This is a genomic window from Xanthomonas euvesicatoria (assembly GCF_013112235.1).
Classification (GTDB): domain Bacteria; phylum Pseudomonadota; class Gammaproteobacteria; order Xanthomonadales; family Xanthomonadaceae; genus Xanthomonas; species Xanthomonas euvesicatoria.
Map to the genome: position 1 here is coordinate 2647078 of NZ_JABFFS010000001.1, position 20603 is coordinate 2667680.

The 20603-nt window shown below is 65.7% G+C and carries 18 protein-coding genes; 16 read left to right on the forward strand and 2 right to left on the reverse strand.

The genetic code is table 11. From position 1 onward, the window contains the following. Positions 1-75: 75 nt before the first annotated feature. Together mmsB and HLH45_RS11400 are read left to right on the forward strand one after the other, a co-directional pair. Positions 76-978, forward strand: coding sequence for a 3-hydroxyisobutyrate dehydrogenase (gene mmsB / locus HLH45_RS11395; RefSeq protein ID WP_031421779.1), 903 nt, complete (start codon positions 76-78; stop codon positions 976-978). 214 nt (positions 979-1192) lie between these two features. Further along, the gene (locus HLH45_RS11400; protein ID WP_008574302.1) at positions 1193-2158 is read left to right on the forward strand and encodes a cation diffusion facilitator family transporter; all 966 of its coding nucleotides are present in this window, start codon (positions 1193-1195) and stop codon (positions 2156-2158) included. Positions 2159-2373: 215 nt separating this feature from the next. Here HLH45_RS11400 and HLH45_RS11405 read toward each other — a convergent pair whose 3' ends face one another. Further along, entirely contained in the window at positions 2374-4455 is a 2082-nt protein-coding gene (locus HLH45_RS11405) for a 3-hydroxyacyl-CoA dehydrogenase NAD-binding domain-containing protein (RefSeq protein ID WP_008574300.1), read from the reverse strand. Between the two features lie 236 nt (positions 4456-4691). Here HLH45_RS11405 and rpoE point away from each other — a divergent pair, with 236 nt between their 5' ends. The 9 genes from rpoE (at position 4692) to recO (ending at position 13698) form a co-directional block, all read left to right on the forward strand. After that, entirely contained in the window at positions 4692-5312 is a 621-nt protein-coding gene (rpoE, locus tag HLH45_RS11410) for an RNA polymerase sigma factor RpoE (protein ID WP_003488227.1), read from the forward strand. Next, positions 5309-6205 carry a sigma-E factor negative regulatory protein gene (locus HLH45_RS11415; RefSeq protein WP_008574297.1) on the forward strand — a complete coding sequence of 299 codons (897 nt, stop codon included), beginning with the start codon at positions 5309-5311 and terminating at the stop codon, positions 6203-6205. Before rpoE ends, HLH45_RS11415 begins: the two co-directional genes overlap by 4 nt. Positions 6206-6314: 109 nt before the next feature. Then, positions 6315-7892 carry a DegQ family serine endoprotease gene (locus HLH45_RS11420; RefSeq protein WP_046931935.1) on the forward strand — a complete coding sequence of 526 codons (1578 nt, stop codon included), beginning with the start codon at positions 6315-6317 and terminating at the stop codon, positions 7890-7892. Positions 7893-8072: 180 nt separating this feature from the next. Then, positions 8073-9863 carry a translation elongation factor 4 gene (lepA, locus tag HLH45_RS11425; RefSeq protein WP_008576898.1) on the forward strand — a complete coding sequence of 597 codons (1791 nt, stop codon included), beginning with the start codon at positions 8073-8075 and terminating at the stop codon, positions 9861-9863. A 105-nt stretch (positions 9864-9968) separates the two neighbouring features. Further along, positions 9969-10769, forward strand: a complete 801-nt coding sequence (lepB, locus tag HLH45_RS11430) for a signal peptidase I (protein WP_007970507.1) — start codon at positions 9969-9971, stop codon at positions 10767-10769. Next, positions 10770-11177, forward strand: coding sequence for a DUF4845 domain-containing protein (locus HLH45_RS11435; protein ID WP_014089684.1), 408 nt, complete (start codon positions 10770-10772; stop codon positions 11175-11177). Then, positions 11167-11847, forward strand: coding sequence for a ribonuclease III (gene rnc, locus HLH45_RS11440; RefSeq protein ID WP_008574282.1), 681 nt, complete (start codon positions 11167-11169; stop codon positions 11845-11847). Before HLH45_RS11435 ends, rnc begins: the two co-directional genes overlap by 11 nt. Further along, positions 11844-12743, forward strand: a complete 900-nt coding sequence (gene era, locus HLH45_RS11445; RefSeq protein ID WP_014089686.1) for a GTPase Era — start codon at positions 11844-11846, stop codon at positions 12741-12743. The genes rnc and era overlap by 4 nt, the downstream gene beginning before the upstream one ends. A gap of 232 nt (positions 12744-12975) precedes the next feature. Next, positions 12976-13698, forward strand: coding sequence for a DNA repair protein RecO (gene recO / locus HLH45_RS11450; RefSeq protein ID WP_008574279.1), 723 nt, complete (start codon positions 12976-12978; stop codon positions 13696-13698). A 400-nt stretch (positions 13699-14098) separates the two neighbouring features. Here recO and HLH45_RS11455 read toward each other — a convergent pair whose 3' ends face one another. Further along, positions 14099-14821 carry an Hpt domain-containing response regulator gene (locus HLH45_RS11455; RefSeq protein WP_008574276.1) on the reverse strand — a complete coding sequence of 241 codons (723 nt, stop codon included), beginning with the start codon at positions 14819-14821 and terminating at the stop codon, positions 14099-14101. Positions 14822-14979: 158 nt separating this feature from the next. Here HLH45_RS11455 and rlmD point away from each other — a divergent pair, with 158 nt between their 5' ends. From rlmD to HLH45_RS11480, 5 genes are all read left to right on the forward strand, one after another. Then, complete coding sequence (gene rlmD / locus HLH45_RS11460) at positions 14980-16314, forward strand: 23S rRNA (uracil(1939)-C(5))-methyltransferase RlmD (protein ID WP_008574275.1); 1335 nt, start codon at positions 14980-14982, stop codon at positions 16312-16314. Positions 16315-16393: 79 nt separating this feature from the next. Then, on the forward strand, positions 16394-16891 hold the full coding sequence (locus tag HLH45_RS11465; RefSeq protein ID WP_008574272.1) for a CYTH domain-containing protein: 498 nt from the start codon (positions 16394-16396) through the stop codon (positions 16889-16891). Between the two features lie 214 nt (positions 16892-17105). Then, positions 17106-17789 carry a DsbA family oxidoreductase gene (locus HLH45_RS11470; RefSeq protein WP_008574271.1) on the forward strand — a complete coding sequence of 228 codons (684 nt, stop codon included), beginning with the start codon at positions 17106-17108 and terminating at the stop codon, positions 17787-17789. A 16-nt stretch (positions 17790-17805) separates the two neighbouring features. Next, positions 17806-18840 carry an NAD(P)/FAD-dependent oxidoreductase gene (locus HLH45_RS11475; protein WP_008574270.1) on the forward strand — a complete coding sequence of 345 codons (1035 nt, stop codon included), beginning with the start codon at positions 17806-17808 and terminating at the stop codon, positions 18838-18840. A 117-nt stretch (positions 18841-18957) separates the two neighbouring features. Then, positions 18958-20598: a cryptochrome/photolyase family protein gene (locus HLH45_RS11480; RefSeq protein ID WP_008574268.1), complete on the forward strand. Its 1641-nt coding sequence runs from the start codon at positions 18958-18960 to the stop codon at positions 20596-20598. The last annotated feature ends 5 nt before the right edge of the window (positions 20599-20603 follow it).

Here is a 20603-nt window from a genome sequence, read left to right on the forward strand (position 1 = left end):
GCAGCTGAAAACCGGCGGTGGCTCCGCGCGCGCAATCCGCGATGATCCCGGCCATCTGTTGAAGATGGTCCTATTTTGGAAACCGACACCATGAGCAAGATCGCTTTTATCGGCCTGGGCAATATGGGCGGGCCAATGGCTGCCAATCTGATCAAGGCCGGGCATCAGCTGCGGGTATTCGATCTCGCACCGGCCGCCCTGGAGGCTGCCTCGGCGGCTGGTGCGCATGCTGCCAGCTCCGCGCAGGACACGCTGGCCGATGCCGAGGTCGTGATCTCGATGCTGCCTGCAAGCCGCCACGTCGAAGGTGTGTACCTGGGCGAATCCGGCATCCTGGCGCAGATCCCGGATGGCGCCCTGGTCATCGACTGCAGCACCATCGCGCCGGTGTCTGCGCGCAGGGTGGCCGATGCGGCCAAGGCGCGTGGCCTGACGATGCTCGACGCCCCGGTCTCCGGTGGCACGGCCGGGGCTGCAGCCGGCACGCTGACCTTCATCGTCGGCGGCGCTGCCGATGCGCTGGAGCGCGCGCGCCCGGTGCTGCAGGCCATGGGAAAGAACATTTTCCATGTCGGCGACAACGGGGCAGGGCAGGTCGCCAAGCTATGCAACAACATGGCCCTGGGCGTGATCATGGCCGCCACCGGTGAAGCGCTGGCGCTCGGCGTCGCGCAGGGCCTGGACCCTGCGGTGCTGTCGCAGATGATGGCGGTCAGTACCGGCCGCAGTTGGGCCACCGAGGTGTGCAACCCGTGGCCCGGCGTGCTGCCCAATGCGCCGGCGTCGCGTGGGTATAGCGGAGGTTTCGGCAACGACCTGATGCTCAAGGATTTGGGCCTGGTTGCCGAATCGGCGGTGCAGGCCGGCGTCTCGATTCCGCTCGGTGAGCTGGCGCGCAACCTGTATGCGATGAACAGCCAGGCAGGCAACGGGGCGCTGGATTTTTCCAGCGTGGTCAAGCTGGTCGCCAAGATATAACAGGCGATCCGCTCGCGCCGCGGAGTGTTGGATTGGCGGTGCGAGGGGCATGCTTCCAGAGCGTGACTTCTTTCGCCCCGCAAATAGCGCAACCACTGCGCCTTGTGCGGCACGCCGCACGGCTCGCGTGATGTGATGTCATTACGCGCAGGTGTAATAGTCTCCGCCATCGCGTGCGCCTAAGGTGCGCGCATTGCAGCAGGCCACGACACCCATGGGACACGACCACAACCACGCACCCAGCGAAATCCGTCACGAAGCCCCCTTGTGGTGGGCACTGGGGTTGACCGCCACCTTCCTGCTGGCAGAGATCATCGGCGCATTCGTGACCAACAGCCTGGCGCTGCTGTCCGACGCTGCGCATATGGCCACCGACACCGTCGGCCTGATGATCGCGCTGGTCGCGGTGCGCCTGAGTCGTCGTCCGGCCGACGCGCGTCGCACCTATGGCTATGTGCGGCTCGAAGCGCTTGGCGCACTGGCCAATGGCGCGCTGTTGTTCGTAGTGGGTGGCTACATCCTGTGGGAGGCCGCGCAACGCTTCCGCGCTCCGCAGGACATCGCGTACAGCGGCATGCTGCTGATCGCCGGCTTCGGCCTGGTGATCAATCTGGTCGCCATGAAGCTGCTGCACGCCGGCAGCGGCGAAAGCCTTAACGTCAAGGGTGCCTATCTGGAGGTCTGGAGCGACATGCTCGGCTCGGTGGCAGTGATCATCGGTGCCCTGCTGATCCGCTGGACCGGCTGGCAATGGATCGACCCGGTGCTGGCCGTGCTGATCGGCCTGTGGGTATTGCCGCGCACCTGGGTCTTGCTGCGCGAGGCGATCAACGTGTTGCTCGAAGGCGTGCCCAAGGGGATCGACCTGGCCCAGGTGCAGCAGGCACTCACCAGCCATCCCGGCGTCGAAGACGTGCATGACCTACACGTCTGGGCGCTGGCCTCCAGCACGCCCGCGCTCACAGCGCACGTGGTGGTCAATGAGGCCACCGACCGCGACCGCCTGCGTGATGCGCTCGGCGCCCTGTTGCACGACCGCTTCGACATCGCCCACGTCACCTTGCAGGTGGAAAGCGGCCACTGCGGCACTGAACCCTGCGGCACACCAAAGCCGGCTGCAGACGCTGGCCATGACGCGCACCATGGGCACAGGCATGCGCATGGGCATTCCCATCATTAACCTCTGGTAGCAGCAGGTCGGCAGGTCATCGAATCAGCGCGTTTCGACCTGCGCAATCTACCGCACCTGTCCGGCCCTGGCGCGACATATCCAGATCGACTCCGACTGCCAGGTAATCGGTGCCAGCATCTGCACGCTGCGGCCCTGACGCAAAAAGAAGGCTGCCAACGGCAGCCTTCTTGCAAATCAGACTTGTCGATAGATGCCTGCCGGCCTCAGGCCACCGCTTCCCGCAACAACGGCGAGTCCCAACCCGGGCGCGGCGCGAAGCGTTCGCCATAGCGTGCATGCAGCGCGTGCAGGCGCTCCAGCAGCGCGTCTGCGCCGACGCTGCGGATGTACTGGATCGGGCCGCCACGGAAAGGTGCGAAACCTGTGCCGAAGATGACCCCGGCGTCCAGCAGGTCTGCGTCGGCCACCACGCCATCGTGCAGGCAGGCCACCGCTTCGTTGAGCAGCGGCAGGATCAGGCGGTCTTCCAGATCCGCCGGTGCGGTGTAGCCGCTGGCAACCTCGGGTTTGACGGCGCGTCCGTTCTCCCACTTGTACAGGCCCTGGCCGTCCTTCTTGCCGCGCTTGCCGGCTTCCACGGTCGCCAGTGCCGCCGGGATGGGCAAACGCAGGAACGGCGCCAGCTCCGCGCCTACGCCCGCCGCCACATCCAGGCCCACGGTGTCGATCAGTTCGATCGGCCCCATCGGCATGCCGAACTTCACCGCCGTCTTGTCCAGCACCGGGCCAGGAATGCCTTCGGCATACGCGGTGGCCGCCTCGAGCAGGTAGGGGAACAGCACCCGGTTGACCAGGAATCCCGGCGTGCCGGCCACCGGCACCGGGAACTTGTCCAAGGCCTTGCAGAACGCAGCCAGGCGCGCGACGTTGGCCGGATCCAGACCATCGTGCTGCACGATTTCCACCAGCGGCATCATCGCCACCGGGTTGAAGTAGTGCAGGCCGGCAAATTGCGCCGGGCGCTGGATGTGGCCACGCAATTCGGTCAGCGGAATCGACGAGGTATTGGTCGTCAGCAAGGCATCCGGCTTGAGTTGCGGCTCGATCGATTGGTAAAGATCGCGCTTTGCCTGCGGGTTTTCGATGATCGCCTCGATCACCAGGTCGGCCTGCGTCACGCCCGCGCCGGTCAGGTCGCCACGCAGCCGCGCGGCCACTGCCGGCCGCTTGGCGTCGTCCTTGACGCGCTTGGCGAACAGCTCGCCACCACGTGTCAGCGCCGTATCGATAAAACGCTGCTCGCGGTCCTGCAACGTGACCTCGAAGCCCTTGTAAGCCGCCCAGGCCGCGATATCGCCGCCCATGACGCCTGCGCCGATCACATGCACATGGCGAATCGGGGCCGCCGCCGCACCGGCTGCGTCCTTGCCGCCCAGCGCTTTCAGGCGCTCGGTCAGGAAGAAGATGCGGATCAGGTTGCGCGCGGTCGGCGTGCTGGCAAGTTTGACCACCGCCTTGCGCTCGGCCGCCAGGCGCGCCTGGATGCCGCTGCCGCCCGCCCGCTCCCAGACGTTGATCAGGGCGTAGGGCGCCGGGTAATGCTCCTTGCGCGCCTTGCGCGCCACCTGCTTGCGCATCTGCGGCGCCAGTAGTTTGCGCGCGAGCAAGGTATTGGTGGCCCACGCAGTGGCGCGCTGCTTGAACGCACGCGTGGTGCCGGCGAGCGCCAGGCTGGCTGCCACATCCACCAGCACGGCAGGCGCGGCGACCTTGTCGACCAGCCCCATCGCGCGCGCAGCCTTGGCCGATACCGTGCGGCCGGTGAGCATCAGATCCATCGCGGCCGGCGCACCGATCAGGCGCGGCAAGCGGGCGCTGCCGCCCCAGCCGGGGAAGATGCCCAGCTTGGTTTCCGGCAGCCCGATGCGGGTGCTACCGTCATCGGAAGCCACGCGGTAGCGGCAGGCCAGCGCGATTTCGGTACCGCCGCCCATGCAGAAGCCATGAATCGCCGCGACGGTCGGGCAGGGCAGTTCGGCCAGCTTCTGGAAGACCTGCTGCCCGCGGTGGATGGCATCGTTGACCGTACCCTTGCGATCGAATTCCTGGAATTCCTTCAGATCGGCGCCGGCGATGAAGCCGTTGGGCTTGCCCGAGCGCAGCACCACGCCCTTTGGCGGATCCAGTGCCAGCCGCTCGACCACGGCGCCCAGCTCCAGCAGCACCTCCTGCGAAAATGCGTTGACCGGTGCGCCCTGCCGATCGAGGCTGAGCACCACCACGCCGTCCTCGCGCAGATCGGCCTGCCAATGGCTGAATCGGAGCCCGTCGAAACCTGGAAGCATGCGTCTGGCCGTCCGGCAATAGAAGGAAAGGTCGTTATCATCCAGAGGTTGTTTCCTTCACGTCAAATACCCATACCTGTCGACAGGGGAGATCCGTGCGTTGCGCGCGGCGTCGCCAGCGGTGCATCGCTGCCGCTACCCTGATGCGTGACGGTCGTACGGATCGGTATGAACTTTTCTTTTCAATGGCGGTCTCATTGCCCGACTTCGGTGGGCTGACAGGAGTGCGGCCCGACATGGCCGAAGTCGATACACCTCAGGAGCTGGACCTGGAACTGGTCCGGCGCGTGCAGCGCGGCGAAAGCGCGGCGTTCGATGTGCTGGTGCGCAAATACCAGCATCGGATCGTTGCCTTGATCGGGCGCTACATCGCCGACTGGAGCGAATGCCAGGACGTTGCCCAGGACACGTTCGTGCGCGCCTACCGCGCGATCAACAGTTTTCGTGGCGACGCCCAGTTCTACACCTGGCTGCACCGCATTGCCGTCAACACTGCCAAGAACCATCTGGTTGCGCACAACCGCCGCCCGCCCACCGACGACATCGAGATCAGCGATGCCGAGCAATTCGATGGAGCGACCCGGTTGCGCGACACCGATACCCCGGAGCGTGAATTGATGCGACAGGAGCTGGAACAAACGGTGATGCGCGCGGTCCAAGCGCTACCGGAAGAACTTCGGTTGGCCATCACCCTGCGCGAGGTGGAGGGCCTGAGCTACGACGAAATCGCGCAAAAGATGGATTGCCCGATCGGAACGGTGCGCTCGCGCATCTTCCGGGCGCGCGAGGCCATCGACATCGAGCTGCGGCCTCTGCTGGAGACCGAAAGCGCTACCCGTGAGCGACACCGCGTATGAACCAGAACCCTGCCATGTCCACCACCGACAAATTCGAGCTTCACTATCGCCAGCAGCTGTCTGCGCTGGTCGACGGCGAGTTGAGCGCCGACGAGTCGCGCTTCCTGCTGCGCCGTCTGGCCCACGACGAAGACTTGGCCGGCTGCCACGAGCGCTGGCAGTTGTGCGGCGATGTGCTGCGCGGTGCGGCCAGTGCGCCGGCGCCGCTGGATTTTGCGGCGCGTGTGCGCAGCGCCATTGCCGAGGAGCCGGCACCGCAAGCGCAACCGGCGACCCGCCCTGGTGCACGTTGGCGCTGGGGCGGCGGTGCAGCGATTGCCGCCTCGGTCGCGGCGATTGCCTTGTTCCTGGCGCGCGAGCGCCTGCCAGACACCGCCGCGCCGGGTGCTGAAACAACCCCCGTCTATGCCACCGCCGCGCAGCTTCCGCCCGCCTCGCAAGCGCCGCAGGGACCTGAGGCACCGAAGGTGCCGGCCGCACCGGCTCCTGGGGCGCCGGATGAGGTGGCCGCGCTTGCTGCAGCCGTGCCTGCCGCTGCGCTGGCGTCTACTCGGCGCGGCGCGGCAACCCGCAATCAGCAAGTCGCACGCAGTGCGGCTGCGCGTCAGCAGCAGGCGCCGACCCGTATGGTCGCTGCGGCAGCACCGGCATCCACGGGCACTGCATCTGCGGTTGCGGCGACGCCGTCCAACCCGTTCACGCATCCGGATACCACGCTGCAGGCACGCCCGTGGCCGCGCGCGGCCCTGTCCGGGGCTGGCGAAAGCTCGCTCAATGCCAGTTTCCGCCAGAGCCAGCCCGGCACGGCGTTCTATCCGTTCGAACCCGCGCCACAGGCCGTTACCAGCCCGGCGCCGAACCGGCCGGCGCCGGCGCAGGCCCCGCAGGACTGACCCTGTCGCCGGCCTTCATCCGTTCGGCAATCTCCCTCCCGTTATCGTGCCGGGCCCGTGTTGCTACTCGGGTTCTGGCCCCTGTCGCCCTGCCATCGGAGGCAACCTGATGAACCATCGCATCCGCACCCAGATGTTCGGCCTGATCGCCATGACCCTGCCGCTGGCCGCCTGCGCGCAGCAGCCCGCACCTGCTGCCAAGGACCTCGCCCCGATTGCCGCCAACCGCAGTGCCACGCCGGCGCCGCAGCTGGTGGCGGGGCTGCCGGACTTCACCAATCTGGTCGAGCAGGTCGGCCCGGGCGTGGTCAATATCGAAACCACCATCACCCGCAAGGACGCCATGGCGCGTCAGCAGCGCAGCGGCCCGGGTGGTCGCGGTGGTGGCGCGATGCCCGATGACGATCAGATGCCGGAATTCTTCCGCCGCTTCTTCGGGCCGGATTTCCAGATGCCGGGCGGTCCGCGGCAGGGGCCGGGTGGCGGCGATGACGACGGCGGCATCGCCGGCAAGTCGATGGGCTCGGGCTTCATCATCTCGGCCGACGGCTATGTGCTGACCAACCACCACGTGGTCGATGGCGCCAGCGAGGTGACCGTCAAGCTCACCGACCGCCGCGAATTCAAGGCCAAGGTGGTGGGGAGTGACGAGCAATACGACGTGGCGCTGCTGAAGATCGAGGCCAAGGGCCTGCCGACCGTGCGCCTGGGCGATTCCAACACGCTCAAGCCGGGGCAGTGGGTGGTGGCGATCGGCTCGCCGTTCGGTCTGGATCACTCGGTCACCGCCGGCATCGTCAGCGCCACCGGCCGTAGCAATCCCTACGCCGACCAGCGCTACGTGCCCTTCATCCAGACCGACGTGGCGATCAACCAGGGCAATTCCGGCGGCCCGCTGCTCAACACGCGTGGCGAGGTGGTCGGCATCAATTCGCAGATCTTCTCCGCGTCGGGCGGATACATGGGCATCAGTTTCGCGATCCCAATCGACCTGGCCTTCAGCGCGGCCGAGCAGATCAAGGCCACCGGCCACGTGAGTCGCGGCATGCTGGGCGTGGCGGTCGGCCCGATCGACTCGCTCAAGGCCCAGGGCCTGGGCTTGCCGGACAGCCGTGGTGCCTTGGTCAACGACATCCCGGCCGGTAGCCCGGCAGCCAAGGCCGGCATTGAGGTGGGCGACGTGATTCGTGCAGTGAATGGCAAGTCGATCGACGTCGCCAGCGATCTGCCGCCAATGATCGGGCTGATGGCGCCTGGCACCAAGGTAACCCTGGACGTCTTGCGCGACGGCAAACCGCGCAAGGTGACGGTCACCCTTGCACCGCTGCAGGACGGCGGCGAGAACGCCGCACCGCGCACCGCCGCCGATGAGGCCAAGCCCAGCGCTCCGGCCAGCGTGGAATTGCTCGGCCTGCAAGTTGCCGACCTGACCGCCGCCGAGCGCAGCCGCCTGGGCCTGGAGGCGGGCGAGGGCGTGCGCATTGCGGCGGTCACCGGCGCGGCGGCGCGCAGCACCCAGCCGCCGCTGTCGCCGGGCCTGATCATCGCCCGCGTCGGCCGGACCAAGGTCGGCAGCGTCGCCGAACTCAACCGCGCCCTGTCCAGCTACAAGAAGGGCGACGTGGTCATGCTGCTGGTGACTGACGGCAAGGCAACCAGCTACGTGGCCTTGAAGGCCGGCGGCTAACGCAGGGAATGGAGAATCGGGAATGGCAAGAGCGGCTCCGCGACACGAGAGCACGCCTGGCTTTTCCGATTCCCCACTCCCGATTCCCAATTCCCGGCCCCAGAGGGGTCGGCCGTGCGATAATGCTGCGTTACCCTGACGACGGCTGCGCCGGCGCCCACCTCAATGTCCTCTGATTCAATGCGGAATATCCGCAACTTCTCCATCATTGCCCACGTCGACCACGGCAAATCCACCCTGGCCGACCGCATCATCCAGCTGTGCGGCGGCTTGCAGGCGCGCGAGATGGAAGCCCAGGTGCTCGACTCCAACCCGATCGAGCGCGAACGCGGCATCACCATCAAGGCGCAGTCGGTGTCCCTGCCGTACACGGCAAAGGACGGGCAGACCTACCACCTGAATTTCATCGACACCCCCGGGCACGTCGACTTCTCCTACGAAGTCAGCCGCTCGCTGGCTGCATGCGAAGGTGCGCTGCTGGTGGTGGATGCCGCGCAGGGCGTGGAAGCGCAGTCGGTGGCCAACTGCTACACCGCGGTGGAGCAGGGGCTGGAAGTGGTGCCGGTGCTGAACAAGATCGACCTGCCCACCGCCGATGTCGACCGCGCCAAGGCCGAGATCGAAGCGGTGATCGGCATCGATGCCGAAGACGCGGTCGCTGTCAGCGCCAAGACCGGTCTGAACATCGATCTGGTGCTGGAAGCGATCGTGCATCGCATCCCGCCGCCGAAGCCGCGGGAGACCGACAAGCTGCAGGCGTTGATCATCGATTCCTGGTTCGACAACTACCTGGGCGTGGTCTCGCTGGTGCGCGTGATGCAGGGCGAAATCAAGCCCGGCAGCAAGATCCTGGTGATGTCTACCGGGCGCACCCATCTGGTCGACAAGGTTGGCGTGTTCACCCCCAAGCGTAAGGAACTGCCTGCGCTGGGCGCCGGTGAAGTGGGCTGGATCAACGCGTCCATCAAGGACGTGCACGGCGCCCCGGTCGGCGACACCCTGACCCTGGCGGCCGACCCGGCGCCGCACGCCTTGCCCGGTTTTCAGGAAATGCAGCCGCGCGTGTTCGCCGGCCTGTTTCCGGTCGATGCCGAGGATTACCCGGATCTGCGCGAAGCGTTGGACAAGTTGCGCTTGAACGATGCCGCGCTGCGCTTCGAGCCGGAAAGCTCCGAAGCGATGGGCTTCGGCTTCCGCTGCGGCTTTTTGGGCATGCTGCACATGGAAATCGTGCAGGAGCGCCTGGAGCGCGAGTACAACCTGGACCTGATCAGCACCGCCCCCACCGTGGTGTATGAGGTGCTCAAGACCGATGGCACGGTCATCAACATGGACAACCCGGCCAAGTTGCCGCAGTTGAACCTGGTGCAGGAAATCCGCGAGCCCATCATTCGCGCCAACGTCCTCACGCCCGAGGAGTACATCGGCAACATCATCAAGTTGTGCGAGGAAAAGCGCGGCACCCAGATCGGCATCAACTACCTGGGCAGCCAGGTACAGATCAGCTATGAGCTGCCGATGGCCGAAGTGGTGCTGGACTTCTTCGACAAGCTCAAGTCGGTCAGCCGTGGCTATGCCTCGCTGGATTACCACTTCGTGCGATTCGATGCCGGCCCGTTCGTGCGCGTGGATGTGCTGATCAACGGCGACAAGGTCGACGCGTTGTCGTTGATCGTGCACCGCAGCCACGCCGATCGTCGCGGCCGCGAGCTGTGCGAAAAGATGAAAGACCTGATTCCCCGGCAGATGTTCGACGTGGCGATTCAGGCCGCGATCGGCTCGCAGATCATCTCGCGCTCCACGGTCAAGGCGATGCGCAAGAACGTGCTGGCCAAGTGCTATGGTGGCGACGTTTCGCGCAAGAAAAAGCTGCTGGAGAAGCAGAAGGAAGGCAAGAAGCGCATGAAGCAGGTCGGCCGCGTGGAGATTCCACAGGAAGCCTTCCTGGCCGTCCTGCAGATGGACAAGTAGCAGGGATTCGGGATTCGTCATTCGGGATTGGCAACGGCTTGCCCATCCTCTTGCTCTTACTAATCCCCAATCTCAAATCTCGAATCCCGTTCCGAAGGAACATCAATGAAATGGTTTGAAATCATCCTGGTTGTCCTGACGCTGGGCAGCGGCTTCATCTGGCTGCTGGACAAGCTGTTTCTGGCCAAGCGCCGTGCGGCGCGTGCCGGGTTGCTGGACAGCGAGCCGGCGATCATCGATTACTCGCGCGCCTTTTTCCCGGTGCTGGCGGTGGTGCTGATCCTGCGCAGCTTCGTGGCCGAGCCGTACAAGATTCCGTCCAGCTCGATGATGCCCAACCTGCTGATCGGCGATTTCATCCTGGTCAACAAGTTCGCCTACGGCTTCCGTCTGCCGATCACCAATACCAAGTTCATTCCCACCGGCGAGCCCAAGCGCGGCGACGTGGTGGTGTTCAAGCCGCCGCACGCGCCGGACCAGAACTGGATCAAGCGCGTGGTTGGCCTGCCGGGCGACAAGATCGGCTTCCACGGCGATACGCTGTACATCAACGACAAGCCGATGCATTACACGGTCAAGGGCGAGTACATCGGCAAGGGCAAGGGCGCCGAGATGACCGGCACCACGCTGCTGGTCGAGGACCTGCCGGGCCGCACGCACACCGTGCTGGAATGGCTGGACCGCAACATGCCGGCCGGGCAGGGCGACTGGACCGTGCCGGCGGACAGCTATTTCGTGATGGGGGATAATCGCGACAACAGCGAGGACAGCCGGTTCTGGACCCAGACGCACTTTCTGCCGGAAGCCAATCTGCGCGGCAAGGCGTTCCTGATCTGGCTCAATTGCGAAGGGTGGTTCTGCAAGGGGAGTTTCGATCCATCGCGGATCGGGACTGGAATCCAGTAAATGCACGCACGGCGTGCCAGGGGAAGCACAATGAAGCGCAAGCAAAGCGGTATGACGTTGACGTCGTTCGTGGTGGTGCTGGCGGTAGTGGGGTTCGGTTTGTACATCGGGATGAAGCTGTTCCCGATGTATCAGGAATATTACGCAGTGCGTACGTCGATGAAGGGCCTTGCCAACGAGGCTGGCAGTGCAGACATGGATCCTTCCAAATTGCAGGACATGTTCTTCAAGCGGCTCGATATCAATGCGTCCGAAAGCGTGAAGCGCGAGAACGTCAAGTTCGAGCGGATCGAAGGTGGCTGGCGCATGAAGGTCAATTACGAAGTCCGCCGCGAGCTGGTTGGCAATCTGGATGTGGTCGGCAAGTTCGATACGGCACAGGATCTGACGAAGCGCGGTGTCGAATAGAACCTTCCAACGCGGTGATCCGATCGGGCACGCATTCGCCGATCCGGCTCTGCTCGCCCAGGCGCTGCGGCACCGCAGCGCCGGGACGCCGCATAACGAGCGACTGGAATTTCTCGGCGACGGCATCGTCAACCTGCTGATCGCCGAGGCGCTCTATCAACGGTGGCCCAAGGCCGACGAAGGCGCATTGACCCGTGCACGTGCCGAGCTCGTGCGCGAAGGTGCGCTGGCAGTGATCGGACGCACGTTGAACCTCGGCGAGCGCCTCACGCTGGGGCCAGGCGAGCTGAAGTCCGGAGGTCACCGGCGCGATTCGATCCTGGCCGATGCGGTCGAGGCGATCGTCGCAGCCATCTATCTGGACTGCGGTTTCGAGCGTTGCCGTGCAGTGGTGCTGCCGTGGTTCGAAGCGTCGCTGGCGGCATTGCCGGTGGGCAAGGCAGAAAAGGATCCCAAGACCCGGCTGCAGGAGTGGCTGCAGGCACGGCAACTGCCGCTGCCCACCTACGCGCTGATCAGCGAGAGCGGCGACGAGCATGCCAAGCAGTTCCACGTCGCCTGCATTCTGGAGCAGCCAGTCGCCCGCGCCGAGGGCCAGGGCACTTCGCGTCGCCTCGCAGAGCAACAGGCGGCGACTCTTGTCATCGCACAACTGGATTCAAACACGTGAGCGAAACCTCTTCCCCCCACCGCAGCGGTAGCGTTGCGGTGATCGGCCGGCCCAACGTCGGCAAGTCCACCCTGACCAACGCCCTGGTCGGCGCGAAGGTCAGCATCGTCTCCAACCGGCCGCAGACCACGCGTCATCGGTTGCTGGGCATCGCCACCTTCCCAGAAGGGCAGCTGGTGCTGGTCGACACACCGGGCTTGCACCGCGAGCAGAAGCGCGCAATGAACCGGGTGATGAATCGCGCTGCGCGCGGCTCGCTCGAGGGCGTGGACGCGGCGGTCCTGGTGATCGAAGCCGGCCGCTGGGACGAGGAAGACACGCTGGCGTTCCGCGTGCTCAGCGACGCCGGCGTGCCGGTGGTGCTGGTGGTCAACAAGGTCGACCGGCTCAAGGACAAGACCGCGCTGTTCCCGTTCCTGGCCCAGGTCAGCGAGGGGCGCACCTTCGCCGCCGTGCATCCGGTGTCCGCGCTCAAGCGCAAGGGCCTGGACGCGTTGGTGGGCGACCTGCTCAAGCTGGTGCCCGAAGCCGAGGCGATGTTTGGCGAAGACGAGATCACCGACCGCAGCCAGCGCTTTTTGGCTGGCGAACTGGTGCGGGAACAGCTGATGCGTCAGCTCGGCGAAGAGCTGCCGTACGCCACCACCGTCGAGATCGAGCGCTTCGCCGAAGATGGCGCGCTGCTGCGCATCGGTGCGGTGATCTGGGTCGAGCGCGAAGGCCAGAAGGCCATCGTGATCGGCAAGGGCGGCACCCGTTTGAAAGAAATCGGCGGCAAGGCGCGCCTGCAGATGGAGCGCCTGTTCGGTGCCAAGGTGTTCCTGGAAACCTGGGTGCGCGTGCGCGAAGGCTGGTCGGACGACGAGGCTGCGCTGAAGGCGTTCGGCTACGAATGAGGCCGGGAAGGCCGGGACCCGGGACCTGGAACCTGGGACCAGGGAAGAGCTGGGTCAGGCAGGTGGTGTGCATGCTGCGGGGGAGGCGGCTTTTCGCATTTTTCAGATTCGCGTGCTGCGCTGACGGCATTGGCTCGGCCCCCCGTCGCTGCCCCGCGCGGCCCTCCGATGGCCGATCCAGTGCTTTTCCCGGGTCCCGGGTCCCGGGTTCCCGGTCCTGGCTCCTCCCCCCATGCTGATCGAGCACGAGCGCGGGTTCGTCTTGCACGTACGGGCCTGGCGCGAAACCAGCCTGCTGGTGGAAGTGCTGACCGAGCAGCACGGGCGGGTGGGACTGCTGGCGCGCGGTGTGCAGGGGCCGCGCAAGCAGGCGCTGCGCGCGGCCTTGCAGCCCTTGCAGCTGATCCAGTTTAGTGCCGTGCAGCGCGGCGAGCTGGCCCAGCTGCGCCAGGCCGAAGCGCTGGACACCGCGCCGCGACTGGTCGGCGACACCATGCTGGCTGGTTTTTATATCAGCGAATTGCTGCTGCGCCTGGCCCCGCGTAACGATCCGGTGCCCGAACTTTATGCCTGTTATGCGCAGGCACGTACTTACCTGGCGTCCGATCTGCCGTTGGCGTGGGGGCTGCGCCGGTTCGAGCGCGACGTGCTGGACGGGCTGGGGTTCGCCTTCGATCTGCAGCATGACAGCGACGGGCAGCCGATCGACCCGGCGGCGCGGTATCGGCTGGATCCGCAGGAGGGCGCCTTGCGCGTGTTGAGCGAACGGCTAGCCCAGGACCGCCGCGAAACCGTCACCGGTGCGGCGCTGCTGGCGCTGGGCGAAGACGTCATGCCGGATGCCGACGACATGCCAGGCCTGCGGCGCAGCATGCGCGGGGTACTGCTGCACCATCTGGGCGGGCGTGGTCTGAAATCCTGGCAAATGCTCGAGGACCTGGCGCGCCGCCGCTAATGGCGCGGAGTGCTGGAGGCCCATGCGTGATAGCGCTGGACAAAAGTCCAGCAGCGACCGGCGATCCCACGAGCCAGCAGCGAATTGAGCGAAGCGGGCGCTCGGAAAACCGGCAGACAGCACCCGTGCCCGTCGGTTTATAAAGCCCTTCGCCTGCCCTCGACCACGAGCGCCACTCTCGTCACCGACATGGACCGGGCGAGCAGCAACTGCATATGCCCTGCGTCGAGCTGTAGATCATCCAGGCAGTCAAACGCCAGCAACTGGAGCCGGTGCTGCCTGCCATACGCAGCTCGATCGGCAGGACGACGATGCATCGACCGCGGCGGCGAGCCGGAAGCACACCGACGCCGGCGTCTGGCACACCTCCTCTGGCAAGGAGGTGCTGCGCTCGATTCGCTCAATGCAGCAATGCAGCCACCGCCGCGTGGAATTGGGTGCGTGCGGTCCGCGAGTGCGGGTCGCCACGCAGCAGGCGCACTGCGCCGGCAAGCCGCGCCGCGCCGACGAAGCCACAGCTGGCCTGCAACCGATGAAGATGGCTGCGCAGTGCCTGTTCGTCGCTGATCTGCAAGGCCGAATCCACCGCATCCCGGGTGCCCGGCAGCTCGGCCAGGAACAGCTCGCGCAGGGCATTGAGATGATGCTGCTGGCCGTTGAGCGCGCTCAGCGCAGCGGTCTCGTCCCAGTCGCTGGCGGCGATGTCCAGCACGCCCACCGGGGCCACGCTATAGCGACCGCGTGCCAGGCCGCGCCGCACCGCCTGCAGCAGGCGCTCGGAGGTCAGTGGTTTGACCAGCATTTCCAGGAACCCGTCGGACTGCAGGCTGTGCTGCATCGACATGGTCGCGTCGGCGGTGTGCGCCAGTGCCGGCACGTCCGGGTGCAGCAGGCGCAATGCACGCAGTAGCCCGCTACCGGTGCCATCGGGGAGGTTGACGTCGATCAGCCAGAGGTCGTGGCGGCGTTCGCGCGCGCGGTCGAGTGCGGAAGAAAGGGAATCGGCACAGTCGACCGTGGCCGGAAGACTTTCAAGCACAGCCTGCAAGAACCCGCGGCTGATCGGGTCGTCTTCCACCAGCAGTAGGCGTGGGTGGGGTTCCTGGCGTGTGGCCATGTTCATGCTGCCTCCTTGTCAGCGATGCCGCGTCCTGATTTGTCGCGCGCAGCGGAAGTTTGCCTGTGTTTGCGGGGCGCGACAATTGTTGCGCTGACCGGCGCGGCCTCCGTCGGTCGCATCTGCGACAATACGCACCCTTTTTGCCCGCAGCTTGTCGCCACGTGGCCAGAACCAGAAACCGTCTCGACCGTACCCCCTTCCAGACCGCGGTCACCGACCTGAGCCATGACGGCCGCGGGGTCGCCCGCCGCGACGGCGAGGGCGGCAAGGTCACCTTCATCAGCGGCGCCTTGCCGGGCGAGTTGGTGCGCGCCGAACCCACCGCCCGTAGCCGGCATTTCGATGAGGCCAAGACCGTGGAGGTGCTGGAGGCATCGCCGCAGCGGGTCACCCCGCGCTGCCCGCACTTTGGCGTCTGCGCGGGCTGCGTGTTGCAGCATCTGGAGGAGTCGCAGCAGATCGTGGCCAAACAGCGCGTGCTGATGGACAACCTGGAACGTATCGGTCACGTCACTCCGCAAGCCGTGCTGCCCGCGCTGACCGGCGACAACTGGGGGTATCGGCGCAAGGGCAGGTTCTCGGTGCGTCGCGTCGAGAAGAAGGACAAGACCTTGGTCGGCTTTCGTGAGCTGGACCCGCGGTTCGTGGCCGATCTGTCGATCTGCTACACGGTGATTCCGCAGATCGGCGAGAAGATCCCCTTGCTTGCCGCGCTGATCGAAGGCATGGACGGCAAGCGCGACATTCCGCAGATCGAATTCATCGCCGGCGACGATGCGGTGGCCTTGACCATTCGGCATATGCAGCCGCTCAGCGAGCGCGATCGCCAGGCCTGGGTCGCCTTTGCCCAGGAGCACGGCTTTGCGATTTTCCTGCAGCCCGGCGGGGTGGACAGCGTGCATCCGCTGTGGCCGCAGGACGTGCCGCTATCGTTCCGCTTGCCGCAGTGGGAGGTGGAACTGGCGTTCCGGCCGCTGGATTTCATTCAAGTCAACGCGTCGCTCAATCAGAAGATGATCGCCCATGCGGTCGCGCTGCTGGAGGCCAAGCCCGACGACCGCGTGCTGGACCTGTTCTGCGGCCTGGGCAACTTCACCCTGCCGCTGGCGCGCGTGGTGCGTGAGGTGGTGGGGGTGGAAGGCGACGCCGGACTTGTGGCACGGGCCAAAGAGAACGCCCAGCGCAATGGCCTGGACAATGCGCAGTTCCACGCCGCCGACCTGACCCAGGATCAGCGCAGCGCACCCTGGATGCGCCAGGGCTTCGACAAGCTGCTGCTGGACCCGCCGCGCTCCGGCGCCCTGGAAGTGCTGCAGCAGCTGCCGTTGAAAACGTTCGATCGCATCGTCTATGTGAGCTGCCACCCGGGCTCGCTGGCGCGCGACGCCGGCTATCTGGTCAACGAGCAGGGCTTCACGCTGGTTTCGGCAGGCGCGATGGACATGTTCCCGCACACCGCGCACGTGGAAAGCATTGCGGTGTTTGAGAGGCGGTGAATCGGGAGGAGGCAATCGGGAATCGTAACGGCGAACGGCTTATGCTTTTGCCATTCCCGACTCTCGATTCCCGATTCCCATGCCTGTAGAAATCGAACGCAAATTCCTGGTTGCCGGCGATGGCTGGCGCGACGCCGCGCATGCGGTGATTCCGATGGCGCAGGGCTATATCAACGATCAGGCGGCGCTGCGCAGTGGCACGCAGAACGCCTCGGTACGGGTACGGATTCAGGGCGAAAGCGCATTTCTCAATCTGAAATCGCGCGAGGTAGGGCATACGCGGCAGGAGTTTGAATATCCGATTCCACTGGCTGATGCACGCGCATTGCTGGCGCTGTGCGTAGGCGGCCTGATCGACAAACGCCGGCATCTGGTCGCCTACCAGGGACATGTGTGGGAAGTGGACGAATTCCTCGGCGACAACGCCGGCCTGATCGTGGCCGAGATCGAACTCGAACGCTCCGACGAAGCATTCGCCACGCCGGAATGGATTGGGGCCGAAGTCACCGACGACGTGCGCTATTACAACCTGGCCCTGGCCTCGCATCCATTCAAGCAGTGGAAAGAGGATTTGTGATTAGGGATCTGGACTCGCAAAGGCGGACACGCAGCCCGGTGCCTTGGAGGCCTGATGCGTGAGGTGGATCGCTGATGCGTAGAACAGATGAGTGCGCGGCGCCAGGCCGCCTTGCTTGATCATCGCTTCCCGGTTCGGCATTGGCAAACGCTTTGCGATTGCAGAATCCCGTCTATGCTCTGCCAATCCCAATCCCACAAACGAATCCCAGCTCATGCGCATCGACATCTGGTCCGACGTAGTGTGCCCCTGGTGCTGGATCGGCAAACGCCGTTTCCAGGCCGCCCTTGCGGCACTTGGCGCGCAGGCGCCAGCCTTGGACATTCATTACCACGCGTTCCAGCTTGATCCGGATGCCGGCCTGGAGCCCACGCCATTGCGCGCGGCCCTGGCGTCGAAGTTCGGCGGTACGGCACGCGTCGAACAGATCCTGGCGCAGACCCAGGCCACCGCGCAGGCGGAAGGCTTGCCGCTGGATTTCGGCCGTGGGCAGGTGCAGGTCAGCACGCTGCGTGCGCATCGTTTGATCTGGCTGGCCAGCCACGAGGGCGATGTGGATGCGGTCATGGAAGCGCTGTTCCATGCGCATTTTGCCGAAGGCCAAAACGTGGGCGCGCCCGACACGCTGGTGCGTGCCGGTGAGGCCGGTGGCCTTACGGCGGCGCGTGTGCAGGCGATGCTGGAATCGGACGAAGGCACCGTCGAGGTGCAAGCGCAGCTAGCGCAGGCCGCCGCGTTGGGCATCCGTGCAGTGCCCAGTTTCGTGATCGACGGCCGTGCGCTGATCCAGGGCGCGCAACCGCCGGAAAGTTTTGCGCAGGCGCTGCTGCAATTGGCGGCCGAATCGACGCCAGTCGGCGGGCCCGATGCCTGCGGGCCTGACGGCTGCGCGGTGTGACCCGCATGCCTGCCGCATGCCCCGGCACGTGCGCGATGGCATGACACTGCCCGACCGCGCACAGACGATCGCCGTGATCGGCGCCGGGCTGGCGGGGTTGGCCTGCGCGCAGCAACTGCAGATGGAAGGCCATGCAGTGACGGTGTTCGATCAGGCGCAGACCCCGGGCGGCCGCATGCGCCACTACAGCGCCGAGCAGTGGCAATGCGATCACGGAGCGCAGTATTTCACCGCGCGCGATCCTGCATTTGCAGCGGTCGTGGATGCCTGGATCGATGCCGGTATTGCCGCGCCCTGGCAGGCGCGCATCGCAAGCTGGGACGGCACGCAGTTGCGCCGATCCCAGCACGCGCTGATGCGCTATGTGGGTGTGCCCGAGATGACCGCACCGGCGCGTACGCTTGCCGCGCAGCTGGATGTGCGTCTGAGTGCCGAGGTGCGCGCGCTGCGGCGCAGCCGGCAGGGATGGCGCCTGTCGGTGTCGCAAGCCGCTGCAGAGCATCTGTTCGATACGGTGTTGCTGGCCGTCCCGGCGCCGAGTGCGGCTGGGTTACTCGCGCAGGCTGCGCCTGCGTTGGCGACGATTGCCGAGCAGGTGCGCATGCAGCCTGCGTGGGCGGTGATGGCGCACTTCGATGCGCCCATCGATCCGGGCTACGATGCGCTGTTCGTCAATGCCGGCGCGTTACGCTGGGTGGCGCGCAACTCCAGCAAGCCCGCGCGTGCGGGTGCGGAGACCTGGCTGGCGCATGCAACGGCCGAGTGGAGCCAGGCGCAGTGCGATGCCATGCCTGGGCACGTCAGCGCCAGCCTGGTGCCGGAGCTTGCAGCGCTCGGGTTGCCAGTGCCGCAGTCCTGCGATGCTTTTTTTTGGAAGGTTGCCAGCAGCGACCCGGCATTGCAGCTTGGCTGCGTCTGGGATGCGCAGCTGGGCTTGGGCATGTGCGGCGACTGGCTGGCCGGCGGCAAGGTGGAGGGCGCATGGCAGAGCGCAATGGCATTGGCCCGGCGCGTGTCTGCCGGCGATGTGCTGTACAGCGCTGGCCACTGACGCTGTGCCAGGCAGCGCAGAACTAAAGGGCAGTGCGATGCAAGTCCATACCGCGGTCATGGCAGTCGTTGGTGCATGCGTTGCCGGTGATTCGAGTGTTTTTTTCGGGTCCAAGGCATGCCCATGCGCCGCGTCGGCACGGACGCGCCCATGCGCCCCGCATCATCGGGCGTCACTTTGATGCATGATTCCAGCGCACTTGTCGCGCAAACCACCCCACAAACGCCGGCCCATACGCTGCGTTTGGTTCTGGGCGACCAGCTCAATCCGCAACACAGCTGGTTCGCGACGCGCGATGCAGGCGTGGTCTATGTATTGATGGAAGTGCGGCAGGAAACCGACTACGTGCTGCATCACGCGCAGAAGGTCCTGGCGATCTTCGCGGCCATGCGCGCGTTCGCTGCGGGCCTGCGGCGTGCCGGGCATCGGGTGCGCTATGTGACCATCGACAATGCCAGCAACCGGCAGTCGATCCCGCACAACCTCGAGGCGTTGATGGCGTATTACCGCGCCGGCCATCTGGAATACCAGGCCCCGGACGAATGGCGGCTGGACGAAGCACTACAGCACTGGAGTGCCGCGCAGCCCTTTGCCACGCGCATGGTCGGCAGCGAACATTTTTTGACCGCACGCAGTGAAGTCGCCGGCTGTTTTCGCGCCGGAAGCCCGTGGCGCATGGAAGTGTTTTATCGGCGCATGCGGCGCCAGCATCGCATCCTGCTCGATGCCGCGGGCGAGCCGGAAGGCGGGCGCTGGAACTTCGATCGCGACAACCGTGCGCCGTGGCCGGGCGACCCGCCTGCCCCACAGGATTGGCGCACGACCCACGACCACAGCGCGCTGTGGCGCACGATCGAAGCCGCCGGGGTGCGCAGTTTTGGCGCACCGAATGCGCACGCCCTGCCATGGCCGCTGGATCGCGACGAAGCCTTGCAGCATCTGGACGCTTTCATCGCGCATGCATTGCCCAATTTCGGCCGCTACGAAGATGCGATGAGCACGCGTAGCCCGCGCCTGTTCCATTCGCTGCTTTCGTTCGCGCTCAACGTCAAGATGCTGCACCCGCGCGAAGTGATCGCGCGCGCCGAAGCGGCATGGCGGCAAGGGCATGCGCCGTTGGCGGCGGTGGAAGGCTTCATCCGGCAGATTCTGGGCTGGCGCGAGTACGTGCGCGGTGTGTATTGGTCGCAGATGCCCGGCTATGCGGACTCGAATCATCTCGATCAGCATGCAGCGCTGCCACACTGGTTCTGGGACGGGCAGATCGGCATGCGCTGCCTGGCAGATGCGATCGGCAATTCGTTGGCCAATGCGCATGCGCATCACATCCAGCGGCTGATGGTGATCGGTAATTTTGCGCTGCTGGCGGGGCTGGACCCGCAGGCGCTGCATCGCTGGTACCTGGGCGTGTATATCGACGCCTTCGAGTGGGTGGAGCTGCCCAATACGGTGGGCATGAGCCAGTTCGCCGATGGCGGCCTGCTCGGCAGCAAGCCGTATATCAGCGGTGCGGCCTATATCGATCGCATGAGCGATTACTGCGGTGGTTGCCGGTATCAGCGCAGGTTGCGGGTCGGGCCGAACGCCTGCCCGTACAACGCGTTGTACTGGGACTTTCTGCAGCGCCAGCGCCTGCTGTTGGGCGCCAACGAACGCCTGGCGCTGCCGTACCGCCAGCTCGACGGTATGGCCCCCGAAGTGCTGGCACAGGTGCAGGCCCAGGCCGCGCATTGGCGCGCCCACCTCGAGGTGCTGTAAGCCTG

What these genes read in the sequence shown, in the direction of transcription:
- HLH45_RS11400 (WP_008574302.1), top strand. Translation starts at nt 1,193, where the DNA reads ATGGGACACGACCACAACCACGCACCCAGCGAAATCCGTCACGAAGCC.
- HLH45_RS11405 (WP_008574300.1), bottom strand. Translation starts at nt 4,455, where the DNA reads ATGCTTCCAGGTTTCGACGGGCTCCGATTCAGCCATTGGCAGGCCGAT.
- rpoE (WP_003488227.1), top strand. Translation starts at nt 4,692, where the DNA reads ATGGCCGAAGTCGATACACCTCAGGAGCTGGACCTGGAACTGGTCCGG.
- HLH45_RS11415 (WP_008574297.1), top strand. Translation starts at nt 5,309, where the DNA reads ATGAACCAGAACCCTGCCATGTCCACCACCGACAAATTCGAGCTTCAC.
- HLH45_RS11420 (WP_046931935.1), top strand. Translation starts at nt 6,315, where the DNA reads ATGAACCATCGCATCCGCACCCAGATGTTCGGCCTGATCGCCATGACC.
- lepA (WP_008576898.1), top strand. Translation starts at nt 8,073, where the DNA reads ATGCGGAATATCCGCAACTTCTCCATCATTGCCCACGTCGACCACGGC.
- lepB (WP_007970507.1), top strand. Translation starts at nt 9,969, where the DNA reads ATGAAATGGTTTGAAATCATCCTGGTTGTCCTGACGCTGGGCAGCGGC.
- HLH45_RS11435 (WP_014089684.1), top strand. Translation starts at nt 10,770, where the DNA reads ATGCACGCACGGCGTGCCAGGGGAAGCACAATGAAGCGCAAGCAAAGC.
- recO (WP_008574279.1), top strand. Translation starts at nt 12,976, where the DNA reads ATGCTGATCGAGCACGAGCGCGGGTTCGTCTTGCACGTACGGGCCTGG.
- HLH45_RS11455 (WP_008574276.1), bottom strand. Translation starts at nt 14,821, where the DNA reads ATGAACATGGCCACACGCCAGGAACCCCACCCACGCCTACTGCTGGTG.
- HLH45_RS11465 (WP_008574272.1), top strand. Translation starts at nt 16,394, where the DNA reads ATGCCTGTAGAAATCGAACGCAAATTCCTGGTTGCCGGCGATGGCTGG.
- HLH45_RS11470 (WP_008574271.1), top strand. Translation starts at nt 17,106, where the DNA reads ATGCGCATCGACATCTGGTCCGACGTAGTGTGCCCCTGGTGCTGGATC.
- HLH45_RS11475 (WP_008574270.1), top strand. Translation starts at nt 17,806, where the DNA reads ATGCCCCGGCACGTGCGCGATGGCATGACACTGCCCGACCGCGCACAG.
- HLH45_RS11480 (WP_008574268.1), top strand. Translation starts at nt 18,958, where the DNA reads ATGCCCATGCGCCGCGTCGGCACGGACGCGCCCATGCGCCCCGCATCA.